This is a genomic window from Chroococcidiopsis sp. CCALA 051, assembly GCF_003015105.1.
Taxonomy (GTDB): Bacteria; Cyanobacteriota; Cyanobacteriia; order Cyanobacteriales; family Chroococcidiopsidaceae; genus Chroococcidiopsis; species Chroococcidiopsis thermalis.
The window spans coordinates 1-26329 of sequence record NZ_PYCI01000094.1 but is presented as its reverse complement, the minus strand read 5'-3'; the positions used below and the strand labels follow the sequence as shown (position 1 = coordinate 26329).

Genomic DNA, 26329 nt, shown 5'->3' with positions numbered 1-26329 from the left:
AGATGTGTATAAGAGACAGAATACAGTCAACGCATATATAACGCATATATAAGGTTGGCTGTTGTTTTTGAAGGTTGGCAGATATCCAAGGGGCTATATGCTGTTGAGGAAGAAAGGCTGGATTCGCTCGATTGGTTGTCTATATGGAGTGGCGATCGCAGATCGTACGCACAAGTTTTTTACAGCTTCGCAGTAGTTCTTTCAGCTATTGCACGTCAGCAACGTTTGCTTTGAATGCACACAAACGAAGTAAATCGTACCTAGCGTTTGTTAATTCGTTATGTTTGTCGCTCAGCAAGTTCGTGTCATTAATAGCCGGAAGCTACGGAGTTTTTTGTAGTGATTACTATCTCATCGCGTCCAGTTGGGCGTAACTGGAGTACGATTAGCTTTGCCTCTACGCTCTATTTGTGTTCTATCCTCGATTTACTCCTAGCAGAAGTACCGTGTCGGTTACAAGCAGAACTACGCCTGGGTTTGCAGGAAGCACTAGTTAATGCAGCTAAACACGGGAACAAGCTAGATCCCGGTAAGGTTGTCATCGTCCGATTTTCTTACACGGACGACCATTATTGGTGGATCATTTCCGATCAGGGCTGTGGTTTTGACCGTCCGTGCGATTGCAACCCAGATCCAGAAGCATATTTGCCCTCAGTAGAATCGGAGAACGGTCGCGGTACTTGTATTTTATACAAAATATTCGATCGCGTAATTTGGAACGCAGCTGGAACAGAACTGAGACTTGGTAAGCAGATGGGTAGCCGTTTCCGTTTACCCTTGCTTAATTAGGGAGGCGAGAGTCGGAATTAACCGATCGCTGATAACTGATAACTGTTCACTGATTATGTCCGTGTGTAGGACATGGTGGGGCTGAAATTGAACGGTCTAACCAGCCAACTGCCTGTTGTAACCTTGGTAATGCTTCTTCTGGTTGGTCTTTAAGTAAAAAGACGATCGCCGCCGCTGCTTGTTCGTTGGCTCTGGCTTTACGATTAGACTTAAGCTTGTGCCACTCATCAGGCGAGATCGACAACCTTTCCAGCAAAGCTTGGGCTAGTTCCTGCGTGCTAAATTCGCTTAACGATGATTTTCGATCCAACTTGGTAGGTTGAAGCATACTGGTGGGCATATTAGTTTCGATCGCTAATCTAACAAATATCGATGCAACCGCCACAGCCATCAGAATCACCTGCACCATCAGAGGATGAGTTGGAAAACTCGATCGCCGAAGTTGAGCGATCGCTTGTCAGCCTGAAACAACGCTACGCTCAAGTAAAACAAGACAAACAGCAGCAAGCAGAACTCCAGCAGCAATTAAAACAGGTTAAGCGAGACATCGAGCGATCGCGATCGCCACACTCAAAAGTACAGTTAAAGGCAGAACTAAAGCAAATTCAAGCACAACTAGAAACCATAGAAGTCAACCTCGAAAGCCAATTATTTTCTTGGGGAAGCCTGAAAGCCCCTTTCTGGCAAGCTGTCCGCTTCGGTGGGTTAGGAGTTATTGTAGGCTGGATATTAAAGTCATGTACTGGGTAATGGGTAATTGGTAATGGGTAATCGGCAAGTCAAAAGTCAAAAATGAACGGTTAAAACGATTGACTACCCACTACTCCCTACTCCCTACTCCCTACTCCCTACTCCCTACTCCCTTTTATGAAGCGACGCATTATTGAAATTTTACGCAACGGACAATCAGATGAGTCTGTGACAGTTCAGGGTTGGGTACGCACCAAACGCGATTTAAAAGGGTTTGCGTTTGTAGAAGTGAACGATGGATCGTCCCTGGCAAGTTTGCAAGCGGTACTGAAGGCGGAAATGCCAGACTACGAAGCAACTCTGAAGCAGATTAATACAGGCGCTTCGGTGGAAATTAGCGGGGTGCTAGTGCCTTCGCAAGGTAAAGGGCAAAGAATTGAATTGCAAGCCGAAACCGTAAAAGTGTTCGGTGATGCCGATCCCGAAACATACCCATTGCAGAAAAAACGCCACTCATTTGAATTTTTGCGGACAATCGGACATTTGCGATCGCGTACCAATTCGTTAGGGGCAGTTTTTCGCGTCCGTAACGCCTGTGCGACGGCAATCCATCAGTTCTTTCAAGAACGGAGTTTCTTGTGGGTTCACACCCCTGTGATTACCCGTAACGATTGCGAAGGCGCGGGGGAACTATTTACAGTTACGAGTTTGGATCTGAAAAAGATTCCGCAGACTGAAAACGGCAAAATCGATTACAGCCAAGATTTTTTTGGCGGACAAGCTTTTTTAACTGTCAGCGGACAATTAGAAGCTGAAGTCATGGCGATGGCGTTTAGCAACGTCTACACATTTGGTCCTACATTTCGGGCAGAAAATTCTAATACATCTCGACATTTAGCAGAATTTTGGATGGTGGAGCCAGAAATGGCTTTTTGCGATTTAGTGGGAAATATGGATTTAGCAGAAGCGTTTTTAAAGCATATTTTCAAATATGTTTTGGAAACTTGTCCAGAAGATATGGAATTTTTCAATCAGCGAATTGATGATTCTGTGTTGGCAACGGCTGATAATATTATCAACAACCAATTTGAACGAATTACTTATACAGAGGCGATCGCGCAGTTAGAAAAAGCCACAAAAACCTTTGAATATCCGGTTGAGTGGGGATTGGATTTACAATCAGAACACGAACGTTACTTAGCAGAAGAGTTATTTAAAAAGCCAGTTATCGTTACCGATTATCCCAAGCAGATTAAAGCCTTTTATATGCGGGTAAACGATGACGATAAAACCGTTCGTGCTATGGACGTTCTCGCGCCTAAGATTGGCGAAATTATTGGTGGCTCTCAACGGGAAGAACGGTTAGAAGTTTTAGAAAAACGGATGCAAGCTCAAGATATCAATCCTGACGATTTGTGGTGGTATTTAGACTTGCGCCGTTATGGTACTGTGCCTCATGCTGGTTTTGGTTTGGGGTTTGAAAGGTTAGTCCAGTTTATGACGGGTATGGGCAATATTCGCGATGTCATTCCCTTCCCGCGTGCGCCATTGAGTGCTGAGTTTTAATTGTTTGCATGGTGGGCATTGCCCACCCTACAGCTAAGCTGTCTATAAACATGATTGAGGTTGAGCAAGTGGTTAGTGGCTACCGAGATTTAGATACATTGTTTGAGTAAGACAAATGCTAACAAAATATATTGAAGTTGCAATGCATCAAGCAACATATGAGTTGCTAGAAGATGGAACTTTTTACGGTAGAATTCCTGATTGTCAAGGTGTGTGGGCAAATGCAGAAACGCTGGAAGCTTGCCGAGACGAGCTACAAGAGGTTTTAGAAGGCTGGATTCTTTTGGGGTTACAGCTTGGACATCAGCTTCCCGTGCTAGATGATATCGATCTTTCTTTTAAAAAGGAAGCTGCTTGATGCCTCTTTTTGGACCAATTAGCCGCAAAGACTTAATTACCTGCTTACGTGCTTTAGGTTTTGATGGACCTTATTCAGGCAAAAAACACCAATTCATGATAAAAGGAACCCTGCGCTTACGAATACCTAACCCTCATAGAGGTGACATTAGTAAAGGGTTGCTGGCTCAGATTTTAGCTGAAGCAGGTATTAGTCGCGACGAATGGGAAAGTATTTAGAGTTAGCAGTAGAAGTAGGCAGCGTTACCAACCTACTCGCTGCGATCGGGCAAAATAGCAAAAGGGATGGCAGAATAGCAAAATGCCGCGATCGCACTTAAACTAAAACACAAGATGAAGTTTCAACCGCCTCTAATTGGCATCACCACATCGGGACAGATGCTTACAGGCAATTTCTCTCTATCTAAATTTTATGTAGAAGCAGTACGCTCAGTAGGAGGCGTACCAATACTGATTCCAGCAGGAGAACCTAACCTAGCCGCCGTGTTTGCTCAGTTAGATGGTTTAGTTTTCTCTGGTGGAGGTGATATCGATCCCGACATGTATAATGGGGTGTGTCATCCTACGATTTACAATATCGACCCAGAACGCGATCGCTCGGAAATTTCTCTAGCGCAATTGGCTTTGGCTACTGAAATACCAATTTTGGGTATTTGTCGCGGCTTAGAAATACTAGTGGTAGCTACTGGTGGTAGCCTGATTCCTCACTTACCCGATGAGTTTGGCGAAGTTATAGCCCATCGAGCTGACCAAGCGCTTTCAACTGAGCATACTGTAAAAATTGCTCCAGATACTCACCTAGCCCAAATTGTCGGTACGTTAGAAGTACCTGTCGTTTCTTGGCATCATCAAGCAGTTGGTACTATTCCCTCTGAGTGGCGGATTGCGGCAAAAGCACCGGATGGAGTCATCGAAGCTTTAGAACACGGAAATCATCCTTGGGCGATCGCGCTACAATGGCATCCTGAAATGTCTATTCAAGATTCATCCCAATATCGGATCTTTCACGCTTTTGTCACTGCGGCAAGAACGAGAATGGGAATGTGGAAAACTGCTTAATCAACGAACAGGGTGTGGGGTGTTGGTAAATGGTAATTGGTAATTGGTAATTGGTAATTGGAAAGTCGTAAATTGAACTTCACTGGTAACTGGTAACTGGTAACTGGTAACTGATTAGCGGCGGCGCTGTTGGAGTTTGCGGTAAACGTCTTTCAAATCAACGTGGTGATGTGCTAGGGCGACTAAAGTATGGTATAGCAAATCTGCTACTTCCCCCGCGATCGCATCTGGTTCGTCGTCTTTAAATGCCATCACCACCTCAGCCGACTCCTCGCCAATTTTCTTTAAAATTTTATTGTCTCCCCCTGCTAAAAGCTTGCAAGTGTAAGAACCTTCTTGAGGACGATCGCGGCGATCGCTAATGATGGCAAATAATTGAGACAGAGTGTCTGCTGGTGGTGGAACAATCTGTCTGTCTTGGCGGTGAAAACAACTCCGTTCCCCTGTATGGCAAGCAATATCACCGATTTGTTCGGCACTGATGAGAATTGCATCGCTATCGCAATCGTAACGGAGCGATCGCACTTTTTGGATGTGTCCCGATGTCGCTCCTTTATGCCATAGTTCTGTACGGGAACGACTCCAGAACCAAGTCTCGCCAGTCTCCAAAGTTTTTTGCAACGACTCGCGATTCATCCACGCCAACATCAACACCGTACCGTCTAAATAGTCCTGGACGATGGCTGGTACTAATCCGCGTTCGTCATAGCGAATTTTGTCCAGCGGAATAGCTTGAGCAAAAGAATTTAATTCTGGATTGGAGGACATATAAAAACCCTGACACGATCGACAGTGGCATACTCAATTCAAGATACCACTGCCGATCTATTATCAGTTGTTGATTGTCAGTTCTCAGCCAGCAGCGATCGCTGACTGGAAGAGTTGGGAGTTAGAGTGTTTCACCCACCACGCACCACTCACCACTGAATGATTAAACACTTGTGACTAAATTTCTGGCAGAATAGATCTTTACGGCAGTTAGAGCTGCTTTATGAGCTTGTGCTGTTTCTCCATACCATTGAATGGTTGAATTGTAAGCAGCTCGATATAAATCTTGTGCTGCTTCAGGTAAGCGATCGCGGATTTCCGCAGGTAAATCTTGATTGGTTCGGTATAACATAATTTTATTCTTTTTTTATCGTGTAATTTATTACCTTAGGTGTTTTGAATTGAACCCACAAACCCCAAAAGACAGAGTTTTAATATTCAACTTAGGAGAGAACCTTGGTTAATACCAGCATTAAAACCACCAAATCAGAAGAGATTTTTGCCGCTGCTCAGAAACTCATGCCCGGGGGCGTTAGTTCTCCAGTCCGAGCTTTTAAATCTGTAGGCGGACAGCCGATCGTATTCGATCGCGTTGAGGGGGCATATATTTGGGATGTCGATGGCAATAAATACATCGATTATGTCGGGACTTGGGGTCCCGCCATTTGCGGACACGCTCATCCAGAGGTGATCGCTGCTTTACACGCCGCCTTAGAAAAAGGTACGAGCTTCGGTGCGCCTTCTGTTTTGGAGAACGTGCTAGCGGAGATGGTAATTGATGCCGTCCCTAGCATTGAAATGGTACGCTTCGTCAACTCCGGTACGGAAGCTTGTATGGCAGTCCTGCGCTTGATGCGAGCTTTCACAGGACGAGATAAGATTATCAAGTTTGAAGGCTGCTATCACGGTCATGCCGATATGTTTCTGGTGAAAGCTGGTTCTGGGGTTGCTACCCTCGGCTTACCGGATTCTCCTGGAGTGCCTAAATCTGCTACAAGCAACACTCTGACTGCGCCTTACAACGATCTAGAAACGGTCAAAGCATTATTTGAAGAAAATCCCGATGAAATTGCTGGTGTCATTTTAGAGCCAGTTGTCGGTAATGCTGGCTTTATTTCTCCCGACGCAGGCTTTTTGGAAGGATTGCGAGAAATTACCCGCGATCGCGGTGCGTTGCTCGTGTTTGATGAAGTCATGACAGGCTTTCGGATTGCCTACGGTGGCGCTCAAGAGAGATTTGGCATCACCCCTGACTTAACTACGCTGGGTAAAATTATCGGTGGCGGTTTACCTGTAGGTGCTTACGGCGGACGCAAAGATATCATGTCTATGATTGCCCCAGCAGGTCCTGTCTATCAAGCTGGAACGCTTTCTGGTAATCCCCTAGCAATGACAGCAGGGATTAAAACTTTGGAATTGCTGCAAAAGCCTGGGACATACGAAGCGCTCGATCGCATCACGAAAAAGTTAGCTGATGGAATGCTGCAAGTTGCCAAAGAAACAGGACATGCCGCTTGTGGCGGGCAAATTAGCGGGATGTTTGGTTTCTTCTTTACCGAAGGACCAGTACATAATTACGAAGACGCTAAAAAGGCAGATTTAATCAAATTCAGCCGTTTCTATCGCGGGATGTTAGAGCGAGGAATCTATCTCGCGCCTTCTCAATTTGAAGCTGGCTTTACCTCTTTAGCTCACACCGATGCGGATGTAGAGCAGACTTTAGCCGCTGCTAGAGAAGTGCTAATGTCAGTGACCAGTTACCAGTGACCAGTGACCAGTGATTAGTGACTCCTGAGTAGTAGCCACTCGCTTTCACAATTTAACCTGTTGTAACGAAAGCACACCTTTTCCTTTCTTCACCACCGCGATCGCCCAGCGCCTTCGCGGTTTGTTTTCACATCCTGAATTAGTACATCTGTATTAAGATAAAAAACAGAGAGTTCAAGGACTGCAACTCACTCCCTGCTCCCTGCTTCCTACTCCCTACTCTTTCGGCAGCATCGCCCAAATTTGTTCGACAAACTGCTGGTGATCCACGACTGGTTTTGAAATGTAACCGTCTGCACCGCTTTGGCGCAGGAAGTTTTCGCGATCGCCTTCCATGACGTGGGCTGTGACGAGGATAATTGGTAACTTAGCAGTTTGCGGATTTGACTTTAGCATTTGGGTAATCTTGATCCCATCCACGGCTTTACCCTGATAAACGCTGCGCGAAAGAGAAACATCCATCAAAATAATATCGACTTGTCCAGATGTCGCAATCTCCATGACCTCTTCTACATTTTCCGTATGCTTTGTCTCTAAGCCACCACGTTTTGTCAAAATTTTGGCAAAAACGCGAGCATTTATAGGGTCATCCTCTACAATCAAAACGGTTTTCATCATAACTTTGTTACAGGAGATTGCATATTAAATTGACAGCGGACGTAAGCTATGACAGCATTCTCTGGCTGTTGTTAAGGTACGAATAAAATTTTCCTTTAGTAGAATTGCATACTTAAAGCGAAAAAACAGGAGTGGGTAGATTGAAATCTAAGCGCGATCGTCGCTAATCCAGAATAATACTGGGAATTACTCATCGGCTACTATTAGTATCTTTTTGTAAGCAAATAAATTAGGATGCTGAGGGTAAGCTTTGTAAAGATACTATTAAATTTTTGGCGTTTGTCGTTATCAAGTAGGAAACATCACTCATGGCAAAACAATTAAACCTTCTCCCAGCGGGACAGGTGATTCCCACAGCCCTGCATACAGAAATGCAACGGTCTTATCTGGAATATGCCATGAGCGTAATTGTAGGGCGGGCATTACCAGACGTACGTGATGGCTTAAAACCAGTTCACAGACGAATTTTATATGCGATGCACGAACTGGGATTAACTCCCGATCGCCCTTATCGTAAATGCGCCAGGGTGGTAGGCGACGTACTCGGTAAATACCATCCCCACGGCGACCAAGCGGTATACGATGCTTTAGTCCGTCTCGTACAAGACTTTTCCAGCCGCTATCCCTTGCTGGCAGGACACGGTAACTTCGGTTCGGTAGATAACGACCCACCAGCAGCAATGCGTTACACCGAGACTCGCCTCGCACCAGTTGGTAACGAGGCGATGCTGACTGAAATTGGCGAAGAAACAGTTAATTTTATCGGTAACTTCGACAATTCCCAACAAGAACCAGTCGTACTACCAGCCCAACTACCGTTTTTGTTGCTCAACGGTGCATCGGGAATTGCTGTAGGGATGGCGACAAATATTCCTCCCCACAATTTGGGAGAAATTATCGATGGTTTAGTGACCCTGATCGACCAACCAGAATTATCGGACGACAAGCTATTTGAGTTAATCCCTGGACCCGACTTTCCCACCGGGGGTGAGATTATTGGCAGTGCGGGGATTCGTGAAGCTTACACCACAGGACGGGGTAGCATTACTATCCGAGGAATTGCTCAAATTGAAGAAATTCAAACTGGAGTCAAGCGATTGCGTCGCACGACGGCAATTGTCGTGACAGAATTACCCTACCAAGTTAATAAAGCAGGTTGGATCGAAAAAGTCGCGGAATTAGTTAATCAGGGTAGGATTGAGGGCATTGGCGACTTGCGAGATGAAAGCGATCGCCAAGGGATGCGGGTAGTGATAGAACTCAAACGAGATGCCGATCCGCAGGTTGTTTTGCGCCAGTTGTACCATCACACTTCCCTGCAAACAAATTTTGGGGCAATTTTCCTCGCTTTAGTAGATCAACAACCGCGTCAACTTTCCTTAAGACAGTTATTACAGGAATTTTTAAATTTCCGCGAACAAACTCTGATTCGGCGCTACACTCACGACTTGAATCGCGCCGAAAGTCGCGCGCATTTGGTAGAAGGGTTGCTGACAGCTTTATCCCATTTGGATGAAGTCATTACAATTTTGCGGCAGGCAAGCGATGGTAGTACGGCTAAAATCACCCTGCAAAATGAGTTGCAATTGAGCGAAGCCCAAGCCGATGCAATCTTAGCAATGCCCATGCGTCGCCTTACAGGTTTGGAGCAAAAGAACCTGCAAACTGAATTTGAATCTCTCAGCGAACAAATTCAAACTTTGCGACGGTTGTTAAGCGATCGCCACGAGTTATTGAAAGCATTGAAAAAAGATTTGCGATCGCTCAAACGTAAATTCGCCGACTCTCGCCGAACCCGCATTGGCACTCAAGAAGCAGAAGAACAGAGCAAGAAAAGCTCATCAATTCCGAATTCCGAATTCCGAATTCCGAATTCTGAAGAGGTTGCTTTAGAGTTTACCCAAAAAGGGTATGTCAGAAGGTTAGCTGTTAATGGTAATAAGCCAGGAAGGAAGCCGAAGTCAGACAACAGTTTGATGGAAAATGACTTTGTGATTCAAACCACAACCGCTAAGACAGATGAGAATTTAGTCGTGTTTACCAGTGGTGGAAAGGTTTACCCGTTGCAGGTGGGCGATATTCCTCCTAGTAGCGGGCGATCGCTACGGGGTACGCCATTGATTGGTTTGCTGCCAGGATCGGCTGCTAACGGTACGGAAAGTATTGTGACTCAACTGCTATTACCCGCAGAAACAGAAAACATCCAAGCGCTGTTCATGACTCAATTAGGACGAGTGAAGCGCTTAGCTGCATCGGAGTTACAAAATCTGACCAATCGCGGTTTGACAGTGGTGAAGTTCAAGGATGAAGACCGCTTGTTAGGCGTGCAACCGATCGAACCAGGACAATTTTTGATCCTCGCTTCAGCGGGAGGTAGGCTGTTGAGATTTGGCATAGATGACGAGCAATTGCCAATTTTAGGACGCACGGCAATGGGAATGCAAGGCTTGCGGCTGCGAAAACAAGAAGAAATGGTTGGCGGAGTCGCAATAGACGATCTCAAAACTAATTTGTTACTTGTCACCCAAGAAGGATATGCGAAGCGAATACCCGCCCATGTATTGCGTCAAGGCAATCGCGGCGATATTCCAACTCAAGCTTTAGCTTTTAGCAGCAAATCGGATCGGCTGGCAGGAATTGTATCGGCAACAATAAGTGAGGTCGCTTTGCTCACCAGCAATCAACGGATCGTGCGCCTACCTGTAGATAAAATAGGCAAGTGGGGCAAAGAAGGTACGGGCGATCGCCTCCGCGACATTAAGGACAACGAAAGAATTGTCTCTGTTATTGCCATTCCAGCTACCAACTCATTGATAGAGTAATATTTTTGAAACACAAATCCCAACTCCATGTTCAAATCCAGTGAGTTTTACAATTTTGACTTTTGACTTTTCACTTTTGACTTACTGAATCGTGATCCAAGTTGCTTTAGAAAACGTCAGTAAGATTTACGGCAAAGTCCAAGCCGTGCAGTCTGTCAGTCTCGAAGTGCAGCAAGGAGAATTTTTCACGCTGCTGGGGGCTTCTGGTTCGGGAAAAACAACTTTATTGCGGCTGATTGGCGGTTTTGAAACCCCCGATACTGGCTGTATTTACATTGGGGGCAAAGATGTGAGTCGTCTGCCTGCCTATAAACGTAACGTCCATACGGTGTTTCAGGACTACGCCTTGTTTCCCCACCTATCGGTATTTGAGAATGTGGGTTATGCTTTGCAGGCAAAGCGATCGCCTGTGGCAGAAATTAGCCGACGAGTTACGGAAGCTTTGAAACTCGTCCAACTCGCAGAAATGGCGCAGAGGCTACCTGCTCAACTTTCCGGCGGACAAAAACAACGGGTAGCTTTAGCACGGGCAATTGTCGATCGCCCTGACGTGTTGCTTTTAGACGAACCGCTTTCAGCTTTGGATGCCAAAATTCGGATGGAACTGCGGCAGGAATTGAAACAACTCCAACGTCAGACGGGAATTAGTTTTATTTATATCACCCACGACCAAGAAGAAGCCCTAGCTTTGAGCGATCGCATAGCAATTTTGAAATCTGGCAAGCTATTACAAGTCGGCACGCCTTTAGAAGTCTACGAACAGCCTGCCGATTTATACGTGGCTGAATTTATCGGACGGGCAAATTTTCTCGATGGCATGTTGTTAAGCGTAGATGGTAATCGGGGAAGAGTGCAAATTGGCGAGACAGCAGTAGTTGAAGGAACAGTAGTTGAAGGAACGACCGCAGCGATTTCTCCTGGTAATGCAGTACGATTAGTCGTGCGTCCAGAAAATATTTGCCTAAATCACGCCAATATTGGTCATGCAGCCACAATTATTCAAAGTCAATATCTCGGTTATGCTACGAGTTATTTAGTTCAGGCGATCGGACTCAATTTTCATGTCATGGAACTGCGACGACGCGGAACTAGCCCCTACAAAGAGGGAGAACGAGTTTTTATTTCTTGGGAATGGATGGAAGCATTGATTTTTTCTACAAACTAAGATGCCAAAACTCAGTATTATCATACCGACACGCGATCGCCCGCAATTATTACCGCGTGCAGTACAAAGTGCTTTATCGCAAACCATGACAGATCTCGAAGTGATTGTCGTTGACGATGCTTCGACTCAAGCGGTGGATTTACCAGCAGATCCGCGTTTGCGAATCATTCGTCTATCTACTCCTCGCGGGGGTGCGGGGGCGCGGAATGTAGGTACAGAGGCGGCGCAAGGGCGCTGGATTACCTATTTAGATGACGATGACTGTCTTTTACCCCAAATGGCAGCTGTATCCTTAGAGGCGATCGCTAAAGCGACTTTACCTCCACCTGTCGGCGTTATTTCTGGGATCGATGTGGTAGATGATGCAGGGAAAACTCTAGAAACTCGCCTTCCGCCTCCTAGTCGTCCCCGTGGCTGTCATTTTGCTCTAGAAGTTTTGGAACCAGGCAAATCTTACAACACCAAACAAACTTTAGTGGTGGAACGGGATGTAATTTTACAGATAGGAGGCTGGGATGAAACGTTTCGTTCCCGCGTCCATACCGAGCTTTTTTTGCGGCTGAATCCCGTCTGTTCGATCTTGGGTTTACCGATCGTTACCTATCAACTTTACGAGCATCCGGGGGCGCGAGTGTCCCGCAATACAAAATTGCGTCAGGAAAGTTTTCAACGTTTGATTGACAAGCATCAGGCAATTTTTCGCGCTCATCCGCAGATGTTTGCGAATTTTGTCTACGATCACGCCCTAATGTCCTATCGGATGGGGCAAAAATCCCAAGCCTTATCCAGTGTTATTTGGGCAATACAGATCGATCCGTTACGGACGATGAAAAAGACGATAAAAAAACTAGTGTCAAACATCAAGTGAATAGCTGGGCGAATAGAATTCAATACAGGTTCAGATAAAACGATCCCCCCAACCCCCTTATAGCAATTTTCAATTGGATACAATACACATCTGGTAGGGGCGCACAGCTGTGCGCCCCTACAAATGTCATCTACACAATCGAGAATTGCTATTAAAAAGGGAGACTATGATTCCCTCCTTAAAAAGGAGGGTAAGTTTGGATCTTCGAGGAGCGATCGCTGTTAACTGAACTGTATTGCCCTAAGACTTTTCTTCGATCGCTCCTTCTGCTTGATGGGCGATCGCTCGTAACTTATCTATAATTTCTGGTGTCACTTGCCACAATCCTCGCTGCTTGGCTTCAATTAACCTTTCTGCCATATCTCGCAATGCCCAAGGATTTTTTTGCTGCACGAAGTCTTGGACGGCTGGATCGAATAAATAAGCTTCGGCAATGCCTTGATACATATAATCTTCAACGCAATGAGCTGTAGCATCGTAGGCAAATAAATAATCTACTGTTGCTGCCATTTCAAAAGCCCCTTTATAACCGTGACGCATCACCCCAGAAATCCATTTCGGATTAACGACGCGGGATCGATATACCTTGGCAATTTCTTCTTTTAAATCACGAATGCGAGGGTTTGCCGGAATAGAATTGTCACCAAAATATGTCTGAGGATTTTGACCGCGAACGGCGCGCACGGCAACAGTTAAACCACCTTGAAATTGATAGTAATCGTCAGAATCGAGCAGATCGTGTTCGCGATTGTCTTGGTTGTGCAAGACAATTTGCATTTCACCCAAACGTTGCTCGAACGCTTCTGGGGCGGCGCGTCCTTCTGAATTACGGGAATAAGCGTAGCAACTCCAATTGATATAAGCATGAGCTAAATCGCGATCGCCCGTCCAATTTTGCGCTTCAATTAATCCTTGTAACCCAGCTCCATAAGCCCCTGGTTTAGAACCAAAAACACGGTAAAGCGATCGCTCTTTTGCCTGTTCGGGTGTCAATCCCGCTGAGTACCAAAACTGGGTTTCGTGTTTCACTTTGGCAGCAAGCGGATTTTGCTCTGCTGGTTCGTCCAACTGCGACACGGCAATAACGGCACTATCAAACAAATCGATTAAATTAGGAAAAGCATCGCGGAAAAAACCAGAAATTCTTAAAGTCACATCCACGCGCGGACGCGCCAACACCGATAGAGGCACAATTTCAAAATCTACCACCCGCCGAGAAACCCCATCCCATACCGGACGCACTCCCAACAAAGCCAATGCCTCAGCAATGTCATCTCCCCCAGTCCGCATAGTAGAAGTTCCCCAAATCGACAAACCAAGAGTTTTGGGATATTCTCCGTTTTCCTGCGTGTAGCGTTCGATTAAAGCTTCAGCTGCTTTACGTCCGATGTCCCAAGCTGTTTCTGTCGGAATGGCGCGGATATCCACCGAGTAAAAATTTTTTCCCGTTGGTAATACTTCTGGACGACCTCTCGTCGGCGCACCCGATGCACCACTAGGAACGTATCGCCCATCTAAACCACGTAATAAATTGGTAATTTCCTGTGGAGTTTGTGCTAAAGCGGGTAAGAGGCGATCGCGAATCCAATTTAAGGTATTGGTAATTGGTAATGGGTAATTGGTAGTTGGTAATTGGTAGTTGGTAATTGGTAATTGGGTTTTTTCTCCCTCAGCTCCCGAGAGCCTCCCCAGCTCAAGAGCAGCTCTTTTCTCCGACTCCCGACTCCCGACTCCCGATTCCCCAATCAATACTTCCACCGACTCAACCGCATACTGTTCTAACACTTCGATCGCATCGCCGATTATATGACAGGGTGTTTGAGTTTTTGCTGATAAAATTCGAGCGCTTGTCTCTGAAAGTTGAGTGCTGAAATCTGTCGTGAGGGGATCGAAATCTAATTCCCAGGCTTGAGCAATTGCGCGGGTAATTCCTACTTGGAAGGAATTAGGTTGACGGGCGATCGCTACAATTAAATCTCGTAATTGTTCTCCTTGCGGGCATTGTCCAAATATATGCAAACCATCGCGAATTTGAGCTTCTTTGAGTTCGCATAAATAACCGTCGAGTTGGTTAATTGGTAATGGGTAATTGGTAGTTGGTAATGGGTAATTGGTAGTTGGTAATTGGGTTTTTTCTTCCTCAGCTCCCCCAGCTCTTTTCTCCGACTCCTGTACGGGCGGGTTTAATTGCAGAACTGTTTGTTTTTCACAAGGATCTTCAACAAAACTCGCCCCTACGACTCCTGACTCTCGATCCATGCCTAAGTCTAAGTGTAAATTTTCCTGAACGATTAATTGCCAAATGCGATCGCTAATAGCTGGCAATCGAGTCGGATCTAGACTTTGAGCTTCGTAATACTCGTCAACTAAACTTTCTAATTGGTGCAGCGAACCGTAGAGTTCTGCCCGCGTCATGGGAGGCGTTAAATGGTCGATAATCACTGCTTGAGCGCGGCGTTTTGCTTGCGAACCTTCCCCAGGATCGTTGACGATAAACGGGTAGAAATGGGGCATAGCACCCAAAGCAATTTCAGGATAACACTGACTTGATAGCGCCACACTTTTACCTGGGAGCCATTCCAAATTACCGTGCTTGCCTACGTGTACGATCGCATCAGCGTCAAAATGCTGTCGAATCCAATAGTAAAAAGCCAAATAAGTATGCGGTGGTTCTAAGTCAGGCGCGTGGTAATTTAATGCCGGATCGCGATCGTATCCCCGTGCTGCTTGAATCCCCACGAAGACGTTACCGAGTTGAATGCCTGGAATTGGTAATTGGTCATTGGTTGTTGCTTCTTCCCTGCTCTCTGCTCCCTGCTCCCTGCTCCCTTTCCCCCACCGATTAACAATCTCCTGCTGCACTGCTTCAGGCAGGGTGGCAAAATATTGTTGATACTCTTGCCAACTCAATTGCTGTGACAGCGATCGCCACTGACTATCAGGATCGTTTGTGACTCCAGATGTCAGGCGTTGGATCAGTTCGTCTCCAGTTTGCGGTAGATTTTCTACTTGATATCCCGCTTGTTGTAAAGATTTGAGAATTTCTATACAACTAGCAGGAGTATCTAATCCAACTCCGTTTGCCAAACGTCCGTCACGATTGGGGTAGTTTGCCAAAATGAGAGCGATTTTGCGTGCTGCTGGCGGACGAGAACGCAGCTGCACCCAATGCTGAGTTAGTTCAGCAACAAATTCAAGGCGATCGCGCACCGACTCGTAAACGACTACATTCGTCTCTAGAGCTGTATTCCAGCTCTGTACTGCTTTAAACGACACAGCACGGCTAATAATGCGCCCATCCACTTCTGGTAGTGCCACATTCATGCCGATATCCCGTGGCGATAGCCCTTGAGAACTTGTCTCCCAGGTTGAAATTGAACTGCTACTAAAAATAACTTGCAGTATTGGTATATCTAGTTGTTGCCACAAGTTAGCGGCAGTCGGGAGTCGGGAGGAGCCAGTCGCTTGCTCATTTTCCCCCGCTCTTGCGAACTGGCGTTCGGGAGTCGGAAAAATACGTGTCAGAGAAAAACTCGTTGTATTTAATAAGACTTGAATTTTTGCCTCATCTTTAGGCTGGAAGTAAGATAGGACATCTGCTTGCACTTGTGGATCGCGCAGCGAAGAAACGAAAACTGGTACTGGTAATAGATTTCTAGCTACTAATGCTTGACAAAGATCGTCAATTACACCCGTATTACCTGCTAAATAGTGAGCGCGGTAGAACAGAATGCCAATTTTTGATAATTGGTAGTTGGTAATTGGTAGTTGGTAATTGGTAGTTGGTAATTGGTAATTGGTAATTGGTTGCTCACTACTAGCTCCCTTGTCCCCCTTGTCCCCATTTTGAATTTTGAATTTTGAATTTTGAATTTTGTCTCCGACTCCCTTCCACCCATATAGCCCCACACGCGGAACCACCTGCGGAGGTTGAGGATTGTATGAAGTATGAAGGCAGAAATCGGCAGTGAATAGCAGCGCATTGACGGCATTTTCTACTCCACCTTCTAGAAAGTATCGCCACAGTCGATCTCCCACTGCTAACGGAACAGTCGAATGTGCGATTAAATCGGGGTCGATCGCGTCATCTCCTGGGATAACTATCAGTGCTGCACCAGTCCGCCGTGCTGTTTCCCGCACCACTTCTAAACCATAAGACCAATACGATCGTCCCCCCAAAAGCCGTAGTATAATAACTTGAGCTTTTTCTAAAACGTCTTCTGCATAAGTATCTATAACAATCTGTTGCTGTAATTGCAGCAAATTAGCAACTCGAAAAGTAGGAAAGCCCATCGGTAATTTAGTCGCTGCTGCTGCCAAAGTCTGAATATCGGTATCGGTAGCAGTAAGCAATACCAAAGGAGCTGGAGTTTGGGCAAACAAAACGACACCATCAATTTGAGGATTCCAATCTCCAGGGGTGGTACTGATACGATGCATATAACTCTCTGTTCGGCTTAGACTAGTGGTTAAGCTGCATGGGAAAACTTTCTTAGCCTATCATCCAAATCTTATCTATCTCAATCTGCGAAAATGTCTAGTTCTCAGGACTTGAGCTTCCATCAACTTTTGCCCCTGACAATTTTTCAGCAATTAGGGCAACTTCTTCAACAGATGGCTCAAGAATTGGGAAATGAGGCTTTGATAGTTACAGAAGAAGCACTGGTTTCAATTCCGACACGACCTGAAGCAACAGATATGTTTACATTAGTCGTGTCACAACAATTTAGCGCTTTGCTAGTAGCAGAAAGAAGACAGGAGACAGGAGATAGGAGACAGCAAGAAGAACTTACACTCAAAGAGTCAATAATTTTAAACTCAGTCAATTCGGAACTTGGTACAGAAGCTTACGTTACACTGCAAGAGCGAAACTCCGAATTACTCAACGTCGAATTAACATTTGAGCCAGCAGCGATCGCCCAATTTTTGCAACATCTCAACGGCTGCTTAGAAGACAATTCTCTTGCCCGCGCTACTCTAGCTCGATATAGCCAAGTCATTCAACCCAACAACGCTACCCTTCAAGGGAAATTTACGTTAATGTTGCTATCCGTGCTAGCCCCAAGCTCGCACCAAAATGACGCACATGAGTCGATTTACCCTTTTGTTTCGGTCTGCCAACCTGTAGAAGAGGCTTTGCACCAACAAATTGCCCACGAGCGTTTGCTCAACCAAGTGACGACTCAGATCCGTCAAAGCTTGGAATTACCGATCATCATCTCAAATGTAGTAGAACGAGTACGAGAGTTTTTGCAAGTCGATCGCCTAGTAGTTTATCAATTCGAGCAACAAGAATCAGCGATCGGGGAGCAGTTACCAGTTATCAGGGAGCAGGGAATCTTCAATTCCGAATTCCGTCAGCCGAAGGCGAAGCGAAGCGTTATTCCGAATTCCGAATTCTCCACTCACGGCTGTGTCATCTACGAAGCCCGTGCTAGCGCGTCAATTGATTCCGTACTCAATTATCGAGAAGAAAATTGCTTCGTTCCCGCTTCTGGGTGTTGGGAGAAATATCGCCAAGGTTTTACGCTGGCGATCGCAGATGTTGACAAAGCTTATGTTTTATCGTCTTGCTTGCTTGCCTTTTTGCAGAAAATTCAAGTACGAGCCAAGCTAATCGCTCCAATTGTATTTCAGCAACAACTTTGGGGTTTACTCATCGCACACCAATGCTACGAACCGCGCTCTTGGCAGGAAAATGAGAAAAATTTACTGCGGCGAATAGCGGAACAACTGGCGATCGCGATCTATCAAGAAGAGTTAATGCGATCGTTGAAGCTGGAAAAACAAACCCTAGAACAAAGAGTGATCGAGCGGACACAAGCATTGCATGATGCTCTACTTGCAGCTCAAGCAGCTAGCCGCGCTAAAAGTGAATTTTTGGCTACGATGAGCCATGAATTACGCACTCCCCTCACTAGTGTCATCGGGATGTCATCTACCTTACTACGTTGGCCCTTAGGAGAAATGAGTCAGCGCCAACGTCAGTTCCTACAAACAATTCACGATAGTGGCGAACATCTTCTAGCACTCATCAACGACATTTTAGAACTGACGCAGTTCGAGTCAGGCAAGGCAGTTTTAAATTTAAGCGAATTTGCTTTAGCGCAACTAGCGGAAGCTAGCTTGCGATCGCTGAGCGATCGAGCAACGCGCCAAGCAGTTAATGTCATGCTCGATCTCAAAATCTCTCCCGACTATCGGCTGTTTGCCGATCCCCAACGAGTTAGTCAAATCTTATGGAATCTACTCAGTAACGCGATTAAATTTACTCCCGAAGGAGGAGAGGCAATTTTAAGGATTTGGAGCGAAAACGACTTTGCCGTAATTCAAGTAGAAGATACGGGAATTGGCATTGCTGAAGAACATTTACCTCTGATTTTTGAAAAATTCCAACAACTCGATTCTCCTTACCAGCGTCATTACGATGGGACGGGACTGGGTTTAGCCTTAACCAAACAACTCGTCGAACTCCACCAAGGTCGGATTGAAGTTGAATCGACTTTAGGTAAGGGTTCTATTTTTACTGTTTGGTTGCCTAATCACAGGGAGCAGTAATCAGCGACCAGTGACCAGTGACCAGTTGTCAGTCAACAAATGACCAATGACCAATGACGAATCAAATATAAGCAATCAGACGACCGCAAACGAGCGCCACAGCCCAGAGCAAGAGGGAGAAGATCGCGATCGCTCTCACCCCGACTGGCGCTCGAATACCTCGATTCCACCGCTGAATTGACCTGGAGTAGTATAGGTGAAACATAGCTGCATTAACACCAGCAAGGGCGATCGCCCCTAGTTTCAAACGAAAGGCAGGATTAGCCGCGATCGCTTCCGCGTCAGATGCAAATAAGAGGAAACCTGTCAAGAGGGCGGAGCCAAAACCGATGTAAGTCCAGGGTAAAAGATGCCCTGCCATGTCAGTCACTAGCAAATGGCGGGAAAAGCCGAGCAACCGCAGGTCGAACATGGCGATCGCTCCCACTAGAATGGCAAAACTGATAATGTGCCAAGTTTCGACAATTGGATAGAGCCACGCCCACTGTCGCATTGCCGCAGACAAGGCACTCTCTTGCAGCCAAGTCAACCAGCTTTGATGCTCAAGCATACTGTTTAGCGCAGCGGTATAGTTTTGTCGCCGACTATAATCTGCTCTGCTCGCATCTCATTTTTCTCACTACGGTGAGGATAGCCTACGACGTTAACCGTTTCTCCAACCTGCAATTGCTTTGGTGGTAGTCCTCGGTTTTGCAGTCGCGAGGGTGGTGCAAGGACGGCTTCCCATAACTGCTCTTTGGTTTGCAGTTGTAAGACAACATGTGGGTTATCGTAGCCTATTGCTTGAATTTTTCCTGACAGATTGAGCGTTTTGCTGTTATCGTATTCGCTCCATCCGTGGTGCGCTATTGCCGTGCTTGTCCAAGTAGCCATGAAGATTGCTACACAACAAGCCGTGATTATCATCCGCATCATTTTCGTTTTCAGCATTTCTCTAGCCTCCGACAAGCGTAAGGTACTAGCGGATAATTTTGCGATCGCATTAGGGTCTAGTATGACTGACAAATATGACGTGGATGTGTCAGATTCAAGTGGAGTCTAATTATGAATTATCTGAAGGCGCGATCGCCTCATATAAGGCAGAATAATCTGTATCGGCTAAGCCTCGATCGATCGCAATTTCTAGTATTTGCCGGACTCCTTCTAGATGGTTTACGTTAAGTCCTTGAGATCGCGCTTCGGAAATAAATAAATTTGTATCTTTGAGTAAATGCTTGGTGGGAAAATTGGGATTGTCGTAGTTGCGATCGAGCATTCTTTGTAATTTTTTATCAAATGTGGGTGCGTAAAGGGCGCTTTGACGAAGGATTTGCATGAAAACCTCTAGGTCTATTCCCTGACGCTCGATTAAACTGAGGCTTAAGGCAAAGGCACTCGTGAGAGAGGCTATTAGTTGATTGAGTGCTAGTTTCACAGCCGCTGCACTCCCGACATCACCGATATACAACGGTTCGGAACCAAAGTTTTGCAGCAAACTTAACCACTGCTGAAACTGTGCTGGCGAACTTCCTACCATCACAATTAATTTTCCGGCTTTTGCTTCGGGAATACTTCCTAACACGGGTGCTTCGAGATAATCTCCCCCAGCAGCAACTACTTCTTGTTGAATTTCTTTGCTATCGGTGGGGGTAATAGTTCCCATTTGGATGATAGTACGTCCCGCCAAGTGTTGCTGCACTGTTGGAGATAGCAGGACATCTCGAATAGCATTAGCATCGGTCAACATCAAAATAATACACTCGCAGGCAGCTAAAACCTCATCTGGACGAGTTGCGATCGCCACGCCAGCCGATTTGAGCGAAGCTAATTTTTCTGGGGTACGATTGTAGGCAACCAGCTCTATATTGGCAGCTAACAACCTTTGTGCCATCGGCAATCCCATCAACCCAGTCCCGAGAAATCCTACCTTCACTACTTTCCCTCCCAATATAGGGATATTACATGTAGAGGCGTTACATGTAACGTCTCTACATAATCTACAATCTCAAATCTTCAAGTCCTATCGCCAATAAGGACGACCTTTCCAAAATACTCCAATGACAATAGCAATCAACTGCATTTCGTTGTTGTATATACTGACTAATCTTTCGGGAATAGGTAGAAACGATCTGACTAACAAGCAGAGAGTCAAACACAACACCAAAGCCCACAACACACCAGTGTTAACAGTTATATGGGTGAAAAATTTTTCTAGCAGGTAAACTGCTAATGCTCCAACACCGACAACGCCAGCAAATTGTACTATGACACCTAAACTGCCACCATACATTAAGCCGACGATCCGTGCTAATGCTGGCGATAAGTCAGAGCCGACAATAAAAAAGAAATCTATAACGACAACAATCAGCGTTACAAGGATAGAAAGTAGGAATAGCGATCGCCACGGTAAAAATTTTAAGCGCCGGAGAGGACTTGACATAGTTTAGAGCTGTTATTTAAAGTACTCGAATCACCAACTACCAACTACCAACTACCAATTACCAACTGAACGACGATACAAACGGTAAGACTTGCGGACAATATTTAAAATAAAATAAGGCATTCGCAACCGTAGTGGATAAAGAATTGGCAGATATAACCAGTAGTAAGCTTTCTTCAAATCTTGCCATGCCGAGCAAGCCTCTTCATGCAAGAAATCAGAAACATCGACTACAAATCCCCTGTCTTCCCACATCATAATATTCCGACCGTGGACATCGTGGGGATGCAGTTTGCGCTTACGGGCGTAGTCTAAAGCTGCGTCGATGTCTTTAATGACTTGCTTTGGAATTGGTATTCCCTGGTGCATACAGTCGTATAGAGTCATGCCATACAACCGCTTCAGAACTAACCAGCCTTCCTCAGCATATAAACATTCAGAAAAAGCAGGATGGGAACCCAAACGGTGGTAAACTTCTACTTCCTCTGTCCAACCCGGACGATTGGGTGCATAAACTTTCACGACTCGATCTGGCTGGCTGGGGTGATAGAACACTGCGGCATAATTCCCCATTCCTAGTAATTGCCAAGGGGAAGGAACTTTGCTGACGACTACAGGGTTATGGGGTTCGATGCTGTTAATCTGTAGTCCAGGCAGTAATTCCCGCTCGATCAGCTCGATTAACCAATCCAGATGCGTTTGTTCCATATACAGTTTGCCAGGGATGGCAAGATTGCTCCCATGCTAACTTGACGCAGTGTCAGTGTTTTTGTTCGATCGCTTGCCACCGCGATCGCAGTCTATTCATCGTTGGGTGGCAATGCGTCCAAAATACCATTTTGTATGACTAACCTGGGATAAATGAAGAGAAAAAAAGTCATCCAAGTGAGTACGGGTATGGCAACAAGAATCGTCAGCCACCAAGTTTTGAGTAAAAACCAACTACCGCTGATGAGCGTTACACCTGTAAGGAAAATTGACCAAGGCTGACACCACCAAGGCTTATAATTCCAAACGCTGACGGGTTTGCGATCGGGGAGTTGATGCATGGGATTAACTTCTGATGGGATTAACTGCTAATGATGAAACTTCTTGTACAGCATAGTAGTGACGGGTTTCCCCTCTCTAAGGTGGCGTTGGGCGATCGCCAAAACTTCATCAGCACGTACCCCGCAATACCAAACCTCTTCTGGCAAAACTAATACCATTGGTCCCATACCGCATTGTCCCAAACAACTACTACTCTCAATTTCCACCCCAGGAACTAACTGCGCTTGAAATGCTGCTAGCACCTTACGCGCACCTTGCTTGCGACAAGTACGGTTTTGACAGACTAAAACTCGCTGACGAAAATTAGTTCCATTCCCCATGAATTTATCCAAACACAACACGTAGGGGCGCAATATTATGTAGTAGGGGCGCACAGGTGTGCGCCCCTACATGAAACCAATGATGATGAAATTTGCCTTCAGCTGCGCAAGAACCAAAATTTCAAATTCCTACAGATGCTTCACTTCCGATACTAACTTCGCTACGGCATCTTTAGCACTACCAAAAAACATCATGGTTTTGTCTTTGTAGAATAACTCATTGTCTACCCCTGCAAAACCCGTACTCATGCCTCGCTTAATCACGATTGTATGCTTTGCTCTATCTACTTCTAAAATCGGCATTCCATAAATCGGACTCGCGGTATCGTGCCGTGCAGCAGGGTTGACCACATCGTTTGCACCAATTACCAAAGCCACATCAGTTTGATCGAACTGGGGATTGATATCGTCCATGTCGTACAACTGAGTGTACGGCACGTTTGCTTCTGCTAACAACACGTTCATGTGTCCCGGCATCCGTCCCGCTACAGGATGAATGGCATATTTAACTTCTACACCCAATCTATCCAACTGATCCGCCAGTTCCCGAACGGTGTGCTGTGCTTGAGCTACTGCCATTCCATAACCAGGAACGATCACTACAGAACGAGCATAACCCAACATCATTGCGGCTTCTTCAGCATCTACAGAACGGGTAGCTTGATCGCCTGCGGCTGCACCACCAGCACCACTAGCCGAGCCACCGCCACCAAAAGCACCAAATAAGACGCTAATCAGGGAGCGGTTCATCGCTTTACACATGATCTCCGTCAGGATCAATCCCGAAGCGCCTACCAATGCACCAGAGATGATCAGCACGTTGTTCATCACCACGAAACCAGCCGCACCTGCTGCTAAACCAGAAAAGGAGTTCAACAGCGAAATCACCACAGGCATATCGCCACCACCGATGGGGATGACAAACATCACCCCTAGAACCAGGGAAACAGCGACTAATCCCAGAAATATAGGTAGATTGGTGGGATCGACTAATAAAAAGCCGCTACCCGCAATGTAGCTAACGAGCAGCAGCGCGTTGATTGGTTGCTGCAACGGAAACGTAATTGGCGAACCACCGATCAGTCCTTGCAGTTTGGCAAAAGCCAGCATACTACCCGTAAAGGTGATGCCACCAATAAAGACATCGAGCAGCATGGAGATATTAGCATCGAGCGACACTGGTTCGGCAGTTCCCAACAGTCGCCAAAACTCGGCAACTGCTACTAGAGCAGAAGCAGCACCGCCTAAACCGTTGAGCAAGCCTACCATTTGAGGCATTTCAGTCATTTGGACTTTGTAAGCCCCGATCGCACCTATTGCCGAACCGATCGCCAAAGCCACTACAATCATTTGATAGTTCAACACCTGGCGATCGAGCAGCGTTGCCACGATCGCCAGTAGCATCCCGATCGCCGCCAACAGATTACCGTTACGCGCTGTTGCAGGCGAACTCAGTTTTTTCAAACCAATAATAAATAAAGAGGCAGCGACTAAATAAGTTAGCTGAATCCCAGTTGGCAGAAAATCGCTCACGCTTTCACCTCTTTTTTCTTAAACATTTGCAACATGCGATCGGTGACTAAAAAACCACCGACAACGTTAATTGTGGCTAAAATCACGGCAATCAAGCCCAAAATCACTGATAAATTTGATTCTTGAGGACCAGAAACCAGCAAAGCACCGATAACCGCAATCCCTGAAATTGCGTTAGAACCAGACATCAAAGGCGTGTGCAGTGTCGGCGGGACTTTATTAATCACCTCAAATCCTGCAAATGATGCCAAAACAAACACAAATAAAGCGGCAATTAAAGCTTCTGTCATGAATTAATCCTCCTTTTGGTAGTCGGGAGTCGGGAGAGTGGGAGTCGGAATTATTTTTGACTTTTGACTTTTAACTTTTGACTTTTGTTTTACCCATTACCAATCCCCACTAGTGTTGCCAAGGCTTCCTTTACCCGTGAATTGCGAATTTCTCCAGCGTGGGTAATACAAGCTGCTTCGATGATGTCGTCTTCAAAGTTGAGCTGAAGGCTTTTATCTTCTTTATTAATCATCAACTGCACCAGTGACAGCAGGTTTTTGGCATACAACTGGCTGGCGTGGATGGGTACGGATGAGGGGAGATCGATCGTGCCGATGATGGTAACACCATTGCGCTGTACGTCTTTTCCTGGCTCCGTGCAAGCACAGTTCCCACCTTGTTCTGCGGCTAAATCGACAACTACCGAACCTGGCTTCATCTGCGCTACCATTTCTTCTGTCACGAGGATCGGTGCTTTTCTACCAGGGACTTGTGCGGTGGTAATAACTACATCTGATAGCTTGACGTGTTCCGCGATCGCTTGTTGAGTGCGCTGTTTTGCTATTTCCGAAACTTCCTTTGCATAGCCGCCAGCAGCTACAGTTTCTTCTTCTAACTGCACTTCAACAAACTTGGCTCCCAAGCTTTGGACTTCTTCTTTCACCGCCGGACGAATATCAAAAGCTTCTACAACTGCTCCCAGTCGTCTTGCAGTGGCGATCGCCTGTAATCCTGCTACTCCCGCACCAATTATGAATACTTTGGCTGGGGCGATTGTCCCTGCGGCTGTTGTTAACATGGGAAAGTACTTGGGTAAAGCTGCCGCTCCAATTAGCACTGCTTTGTAACCCGCGATCGAGGCTTGAGAAGACAAAGCATCCATGCTCTGCGCTCTAGTCGTGCGGGGGATCATCTCCATGCTAAAGGCTGAAATTCGCCGTTCTGCTAGCCGCTTGGCGATCGCAGGTTCTCCCAAGGGATTGAGGAAACTAATTAATACAGCTCCTTCCCGCAACATTTCCACTTCCGAGCGTCCATCTTCGCGTTCTTGGGGGACTCCTACTTTCAGCAACACGTCTGCTTCCCACCACAGATATCCCGGATCGCTAACGATTTTGGCTCCTGCGGCTTCGTAGGCTGCATCCGAGAAGAAAGCGCGATCGCCAGCTCCCGCTTCTACCCACACCTCTACACCTTGTTTTACCAATCGGGCAACGACATCTGGTACTAGAGCGACCCGACGCTCTCCAACTTCGATTTCTTTTGCCACCGCTATTTTCATGACTTCTCCGTTAACACAACAGCTAAATTCTTCCTCTCGCGCGATCGCAAATCTTTGCGCTTTGTTAGCAGTTTTCTCGCGATCGAGTAATACTTAATCTCCCTACTCCTCTTTTACCAATTGCAATCTATTTTTGGCATCATAACAATGCAAAAATTGCAGATCTTGCGATCGATCCTCACATTTTTTCGATCTTATGTTGCGCTTCAAAGCTGAGATCTACCTCTTTAACTTCTTTTAGGAATTGCCAGATGAAAGTGAATGACTACCTCTGCTGACAAGCCTGCTGTAATCTTTTTTCTTAACATATCAAGCAATTGTAATAGCACCCGATTTAGTCTGCGTTTTGTTCGGGTTTTGTCTAGAACTAAGATAAAACTATTAAATAAAACTTGCTCAAAAGGTATCTTGATGACTGTAGCGTAGAC

At 45.9% G+C, this 26329-nt stretch carries 28 protein-coding genes; 12 read left to right on the top strand and 16 right to left on the bottom strand.

The genetic code is table 11. The features are described 5' to 3' along the window. Nucleotides 1–339: 339 nt before the first annotated feature. On the top strand, nt 340–789 hold the full coding sequence (locus C7Y66_RS20680; protein WP_106547036.1) for an anti-sigma regulatory factor: 450 nt from the start codon (nt 340–342) through the stop codon (nt 787–789). Between the two features lie 46 nt (nt 790–835). Here the strand turns inward: C7Y66_RS20680 and C7Y66_RS20675 are convergent, their stop codons facing one another. After that, complete coding sequence (locus C7Y66_RS20675) at nt 836–1117, bottom strand: DUF6439 family protein (protein ID WP_106547037.1); 282 nt, start codon at nt 1115–1117, stop codon at nt 836–838. A gap of 44 nt (nt 1118–1161) precedes the next feature. Between C7Y66_RS20675 and C7Y66_RS20670 the strand changes: the two genes are divergently transcribed. From C7Y66_RS20670 to C7Y66_RS20650, 5 genes are all read left to right on the top strand, one after another. Next, nucleotides 1162–1539, top strand: coding sequence for a DUF2203 domain-containing protein (locus tag C7Y66_RS20670; RefSeq protein WP_106547035.1), 378 nt, complete (start codon nt 1162–1164; stop codon nt 1537–1539). 117 nt (nt 1540–1656) lie between these two features. Beyond that, the gene (gene asnS / locus C7Y66_RS20665; RefSeq protein WP_106217900.1) at nt 1657–3045 is read left to right on the top strand and encodes an asparagine--tRNA ligase; all 1389 of its coding nucleotides are present in this window, start codon (nt 1657–1659) and stop codon (nt 3043–3045) included. Between the two features lie 115 nt (nt 3046–3160). Further along, nucleotides 3161–3403 (top strand): type II toxin-antitoxin system HicB family antitoxin, encoded by a 243-nt coding sequence (locus C7Y66_RS20660; RefSeq protein WP_106547034.1) that lies wholly within the window; start codon nt 3161–3163, stop codon nt 3401–3403. Then, complete coding sequence (locus C7Y66_RS20655; protein WP_106547033.1) at nt 3403–3621, top strand: type II toxin-antitoxin system HicA family toxin; 219 nt, start codon at nt 3403–3405, stop codon at nt 3619–3621. Before C7Y66_RS20660 ends, C7Y66_RS20655 begins: the two co-directional genes overlap by 1 nt. Before the next feature lie 114 nt (nt 3622–3735). After that, nucleotides 3736–4461 carry a gamma-glutamyl-gamma-aminobutyrate hydrolase family protein gene (locus C7Y66_RS20650; protein WP_106547032.1) on the top strand — a complete coding sequence of 242 codons (726 nt, stop codon included), beginning with the start codon at nt 3736–3738 and terminating at the stop codon, nt 4459–4461. 114 nt (nt 4462–4575) lie between these two features. On the opposite strand, the gene hisIE is transcribed toward C7Y66_RS20650, so the two are convergent. Beyond that, nucleotides 4576–5229, bottom strand: a complete 654-nt coding sequence (gene hisIE, locus C7Y66_RS20645; protein WP_106547031.1) for a bifunctional phosphoribosyl-AMP cyclohydrolase/phosphoribosyl-ATP diphosphatase HisIE — start codon at nt 5227–5229, stop codon at nt 4576–4578. Between the two features lie 163 nt (nt 5230–5392). After that, nucleotides 5393–5581: a ChaB family protein gene (locus C7Y66_RS20640; RefSeq protein WP_015152386.1), complete on the bottom strand. Its 189-nt coding sequence runs from the start codon at nt 5579–5581 to the stop codon at nt 5393–5395. Between the two features lie 104 nt (nt 5582–5685). Here C7Y66_RS20640 and hemL point away from each other — a divergent pair, with 104 nt between their 5' ends. Continuing rightward, nucleotides 5686–6996 (top strand): glutamate-1-semialdehyde 2,1-aminomutase, encoded by a 1311-nt coding sequence (hemL, locus tag C7Y66_RS20635; protein ID WP_106167454.1) that lies wholly within the window; start codon nt 5686–5688, stop codon nt 6994–6996. A 216-nt stretch (nt 6997–7212) separates the two neighbouring features. On the opposite strand, the gene C7Y66_RS20630 is transcribed toward hemL, so the two are convergent. Further along, the gene (locus tag C7Y66_RS20630) at nt 7213–7611 is read right to left on the bottom strand and encodes a response regulator (protein ID WP_041462315.1); all 399 of its coding nucleotides are present in this window, start codon (nt 7609–7611) and stop codon (nt 7213–7215) included. A gap of 311 nt (nt 7612–7922) precedes the next feature. On the opposite strand from C7Y66_RS20630, the gene gyrA reads away from it, so the two are divergent. The 3 genes from gyrA to C7Y66_RS20615 all read left to right on the top strand — a co-directional run bounded on the left by gyrA (nt 7923) and on the right by C7Y66_RS20615 (nt 12469). Continuing rightward, nucleotides 7923–10436, top strand: coding sequence for a DNA gyrase subunit A (gene gyrA / locus C7Y66_RS20625; protein ID WP_106547030.1), 2514 nt, complete (start codon nt 7923–7925; stop codon nt 10434–10436). A 91-nt stretch (nt 10437–10527) separates the two neighbouring features. Further along, nucleotides 10528–11601: an ABC transporter ATP-binding protein gene (locus C7Y66_RS20620; RefSeq protein ID WP_106547029.1), complete on the top strand. Its 1074-nt coding sequence runs from the start codon at nt 10528–10530 to the stop codon at nt 11599–11601. 1 nt (nt 11602) lies between these two features. Then, nucleotides 11603–12469, top strand: coding sequence for a glycosyltransferase family 2 protein (locus tag C7Y66_RS20615; RefSeq protein WP_106547028.1), 867 nt, complete (start codon nt 11603–11605; stop codon nt 12467–12469). Between the two features lie 240 nt (nt 12470–12709). Here the strand turns inward: C7Y66_RS20615 and cobN are convergent, their stop codons facing one another. After that, on the bottom strand, nt 12710–16909 hold the full coding sequence (gene cobN, locus C7Y66_RS20610) for a cobaltochelatase subunit CobN (RefSeq protein WP_106547027.1): 4200 nt from the start codon (nt 16907–16909) through the stop codon (nt 12710–12712). Nucleotides 16910–17002: 93 nt separating this feature from the next. On the opposite strand from cobN, the gene C7Y66_RS20605 reads away from it, so the two are divergent. Continuing rightward, nucleotides 17003–19027 carry a GAF domain-containing sensor histidine kinase gene (locus C7Y66_RS20605; RefSeq protein ID WP_106547026.1) on the top strand — a complete coding sequence of 675 codons (2025 nt, stop codon included), beginning with the start codon at nt 17003–17005 and terminating at the stop codon, nt 19025–19027. Nucleotides 19028–19088: 61 nt separating this feature from the next. On the opposite strand, the gene C7Y66_RS20600 is transcribed toward C7Y66_RS20605, so the two are convergent. Next, nucleotides 19089–19577, bottom strand: a complete 489-nt coding sequence (locus C7Y66_RS20600) for a hypothetical protein (protein WP_106547025.1) — start codon at nt 19575–19577, stop codon at nt 19089–19091. Nucleotides 19578–19582: 5 nt separating this feature from the next. Next, the gene (locus C7Y66_RS20595) at nt 19583–19900 is read right to left on the bottom strand and encodes a DUF6152 family protein (RefSeq protein WP_199197539.1); all 318 of its coding nucleotides are present in this window, start codon (nt 19898–19900) and stop codon (nt 19583–19585) included. On the opposite strand from C7Y66_RS20595, the gene C7Y66_RS31985 reads away from it, so the two are divergent. Continuing rightward, entirely contained in the window at nt 19899–20069 is a 171-nt protein-coding gene (locus tag C7Y66_RS31985) for a hypothetical protein (RefSeq protein WP_199197538.1), read from the top strand. The genes C7Y66_RS20595 and C7Y66_RS31985 overlap by 2 nt on opposite strands. Here C7Y66_RS31985 and C7Y66_RS20590 read toward each other — a convergent pair whose 3' ends face one another. The 9 genes from C7Y66_RS20590 to C7Y66_RS32560 all read right to left on the bottom strand — a co-directional run. After that, nucleotides 20070–20939, bottom strand: a complete 870-nt coding sequence (locus tag C7Y66_RS20590) for an NAD(P)-dependent oxidoreductase (protein ID WP_106547024.1) — start codon at nt 20937–20939, stop codon at nt 20070–20072. 87 nt (nt 20940–21026) lie between these two features. Next, nucleotides 21027–21446, bottom strand: a complete 420-nt coding sequence (locus C7Y66_RS20585; protein ID WP_106547023.1) for a peptide chain release factor 1 — start codon at nt 21444–21446, stop codon at nt 21027–21029. 51 nt (nt 21447–21497) lie between these two features. Then, on the bottom strand, nt 21498–22154 hold the full coding sequence (locus tag C7Y66_RS20580; RefSeq protein ID WP_106547022.1) for a serine/threonine protein kinase: 657 nt from the start codon (nt 22152–22154) through the stop codon (nt 21498–21500). A 92-nt stretch (nt 22155–22246) separates the two neighbouring features. Then, nucleotides 22247–22495: a DUF6737 family protein gene (locus C7Y66_RS20575; protein ID WP_106547021.1), complete on the bottom strand. Its 249-nt coding sequence runs from the start codon at nt 22493–22495 to the stop codon at nt 22247–22249. Nucleotides 22496–22522: 27 nt separating this feature from the next. Beyond that, a complete protein-coding gene (locus C7Y66_RS20570; protein ID WP_106547020.1) occupies nt 22523–22816 on the bottom strand; it encodes a ferredoxin in 294 nt (97 codons plus the stop codon). A 129-nt stretch (nt 22817–22945) separates the two neighbouring features. Further along, the gene (locus C7Y66_RS20565) at nt 22946–24349 is read right to left on the bottom strand and encodes an NAD(P)(+) transhydrogenase (Re/Si-specific) subunit beta (RefSeq protein ID WP_106547019.1); all 1404 of its coding nucleotides are present in this window, start codon (nt 24347–24349) and stop codon (nt 22946–22948) included. After that, nucleotides 24346–24639 carry an NAD(P) transhydrogenase subunit alpha gene (locus C7Y66_RS20560; protein ID WP_015152370.1) on the bottom strand — a complete coding sequence of 98 codons (294 nt, stop codon included), beginning with the start codon at nt 24637–24639 and terminating at the stop codon, nt 24346–24348. Before C7Y66_RS20560 ends, C7Y66_RS20565 begins: the two co-directional genes overlap by 4 nt. A gap of 89 nt (nt 24640–24728) precedes the next feature. Next, a complete protein-coding gene (locus C7Y66_RS20555; protein ID WP_015152369.1) occupies nt 24729–25901 on the bottom strand; it encodes a Re/Si-specific NAD(P)(+) transhydrogenase subunit alpha in 1173 nt (390 codons plus the stop codon). Between the two features lie 227 nt (nt 25902–26128). Then, a partial coding sequence (locus C7Y66_RS32560; RefSeq protein WP_233222770.1) for a hypothetical protein occupies nt 26129–26329 on the bottom strand: 201 nt, incomplete at its 5' end.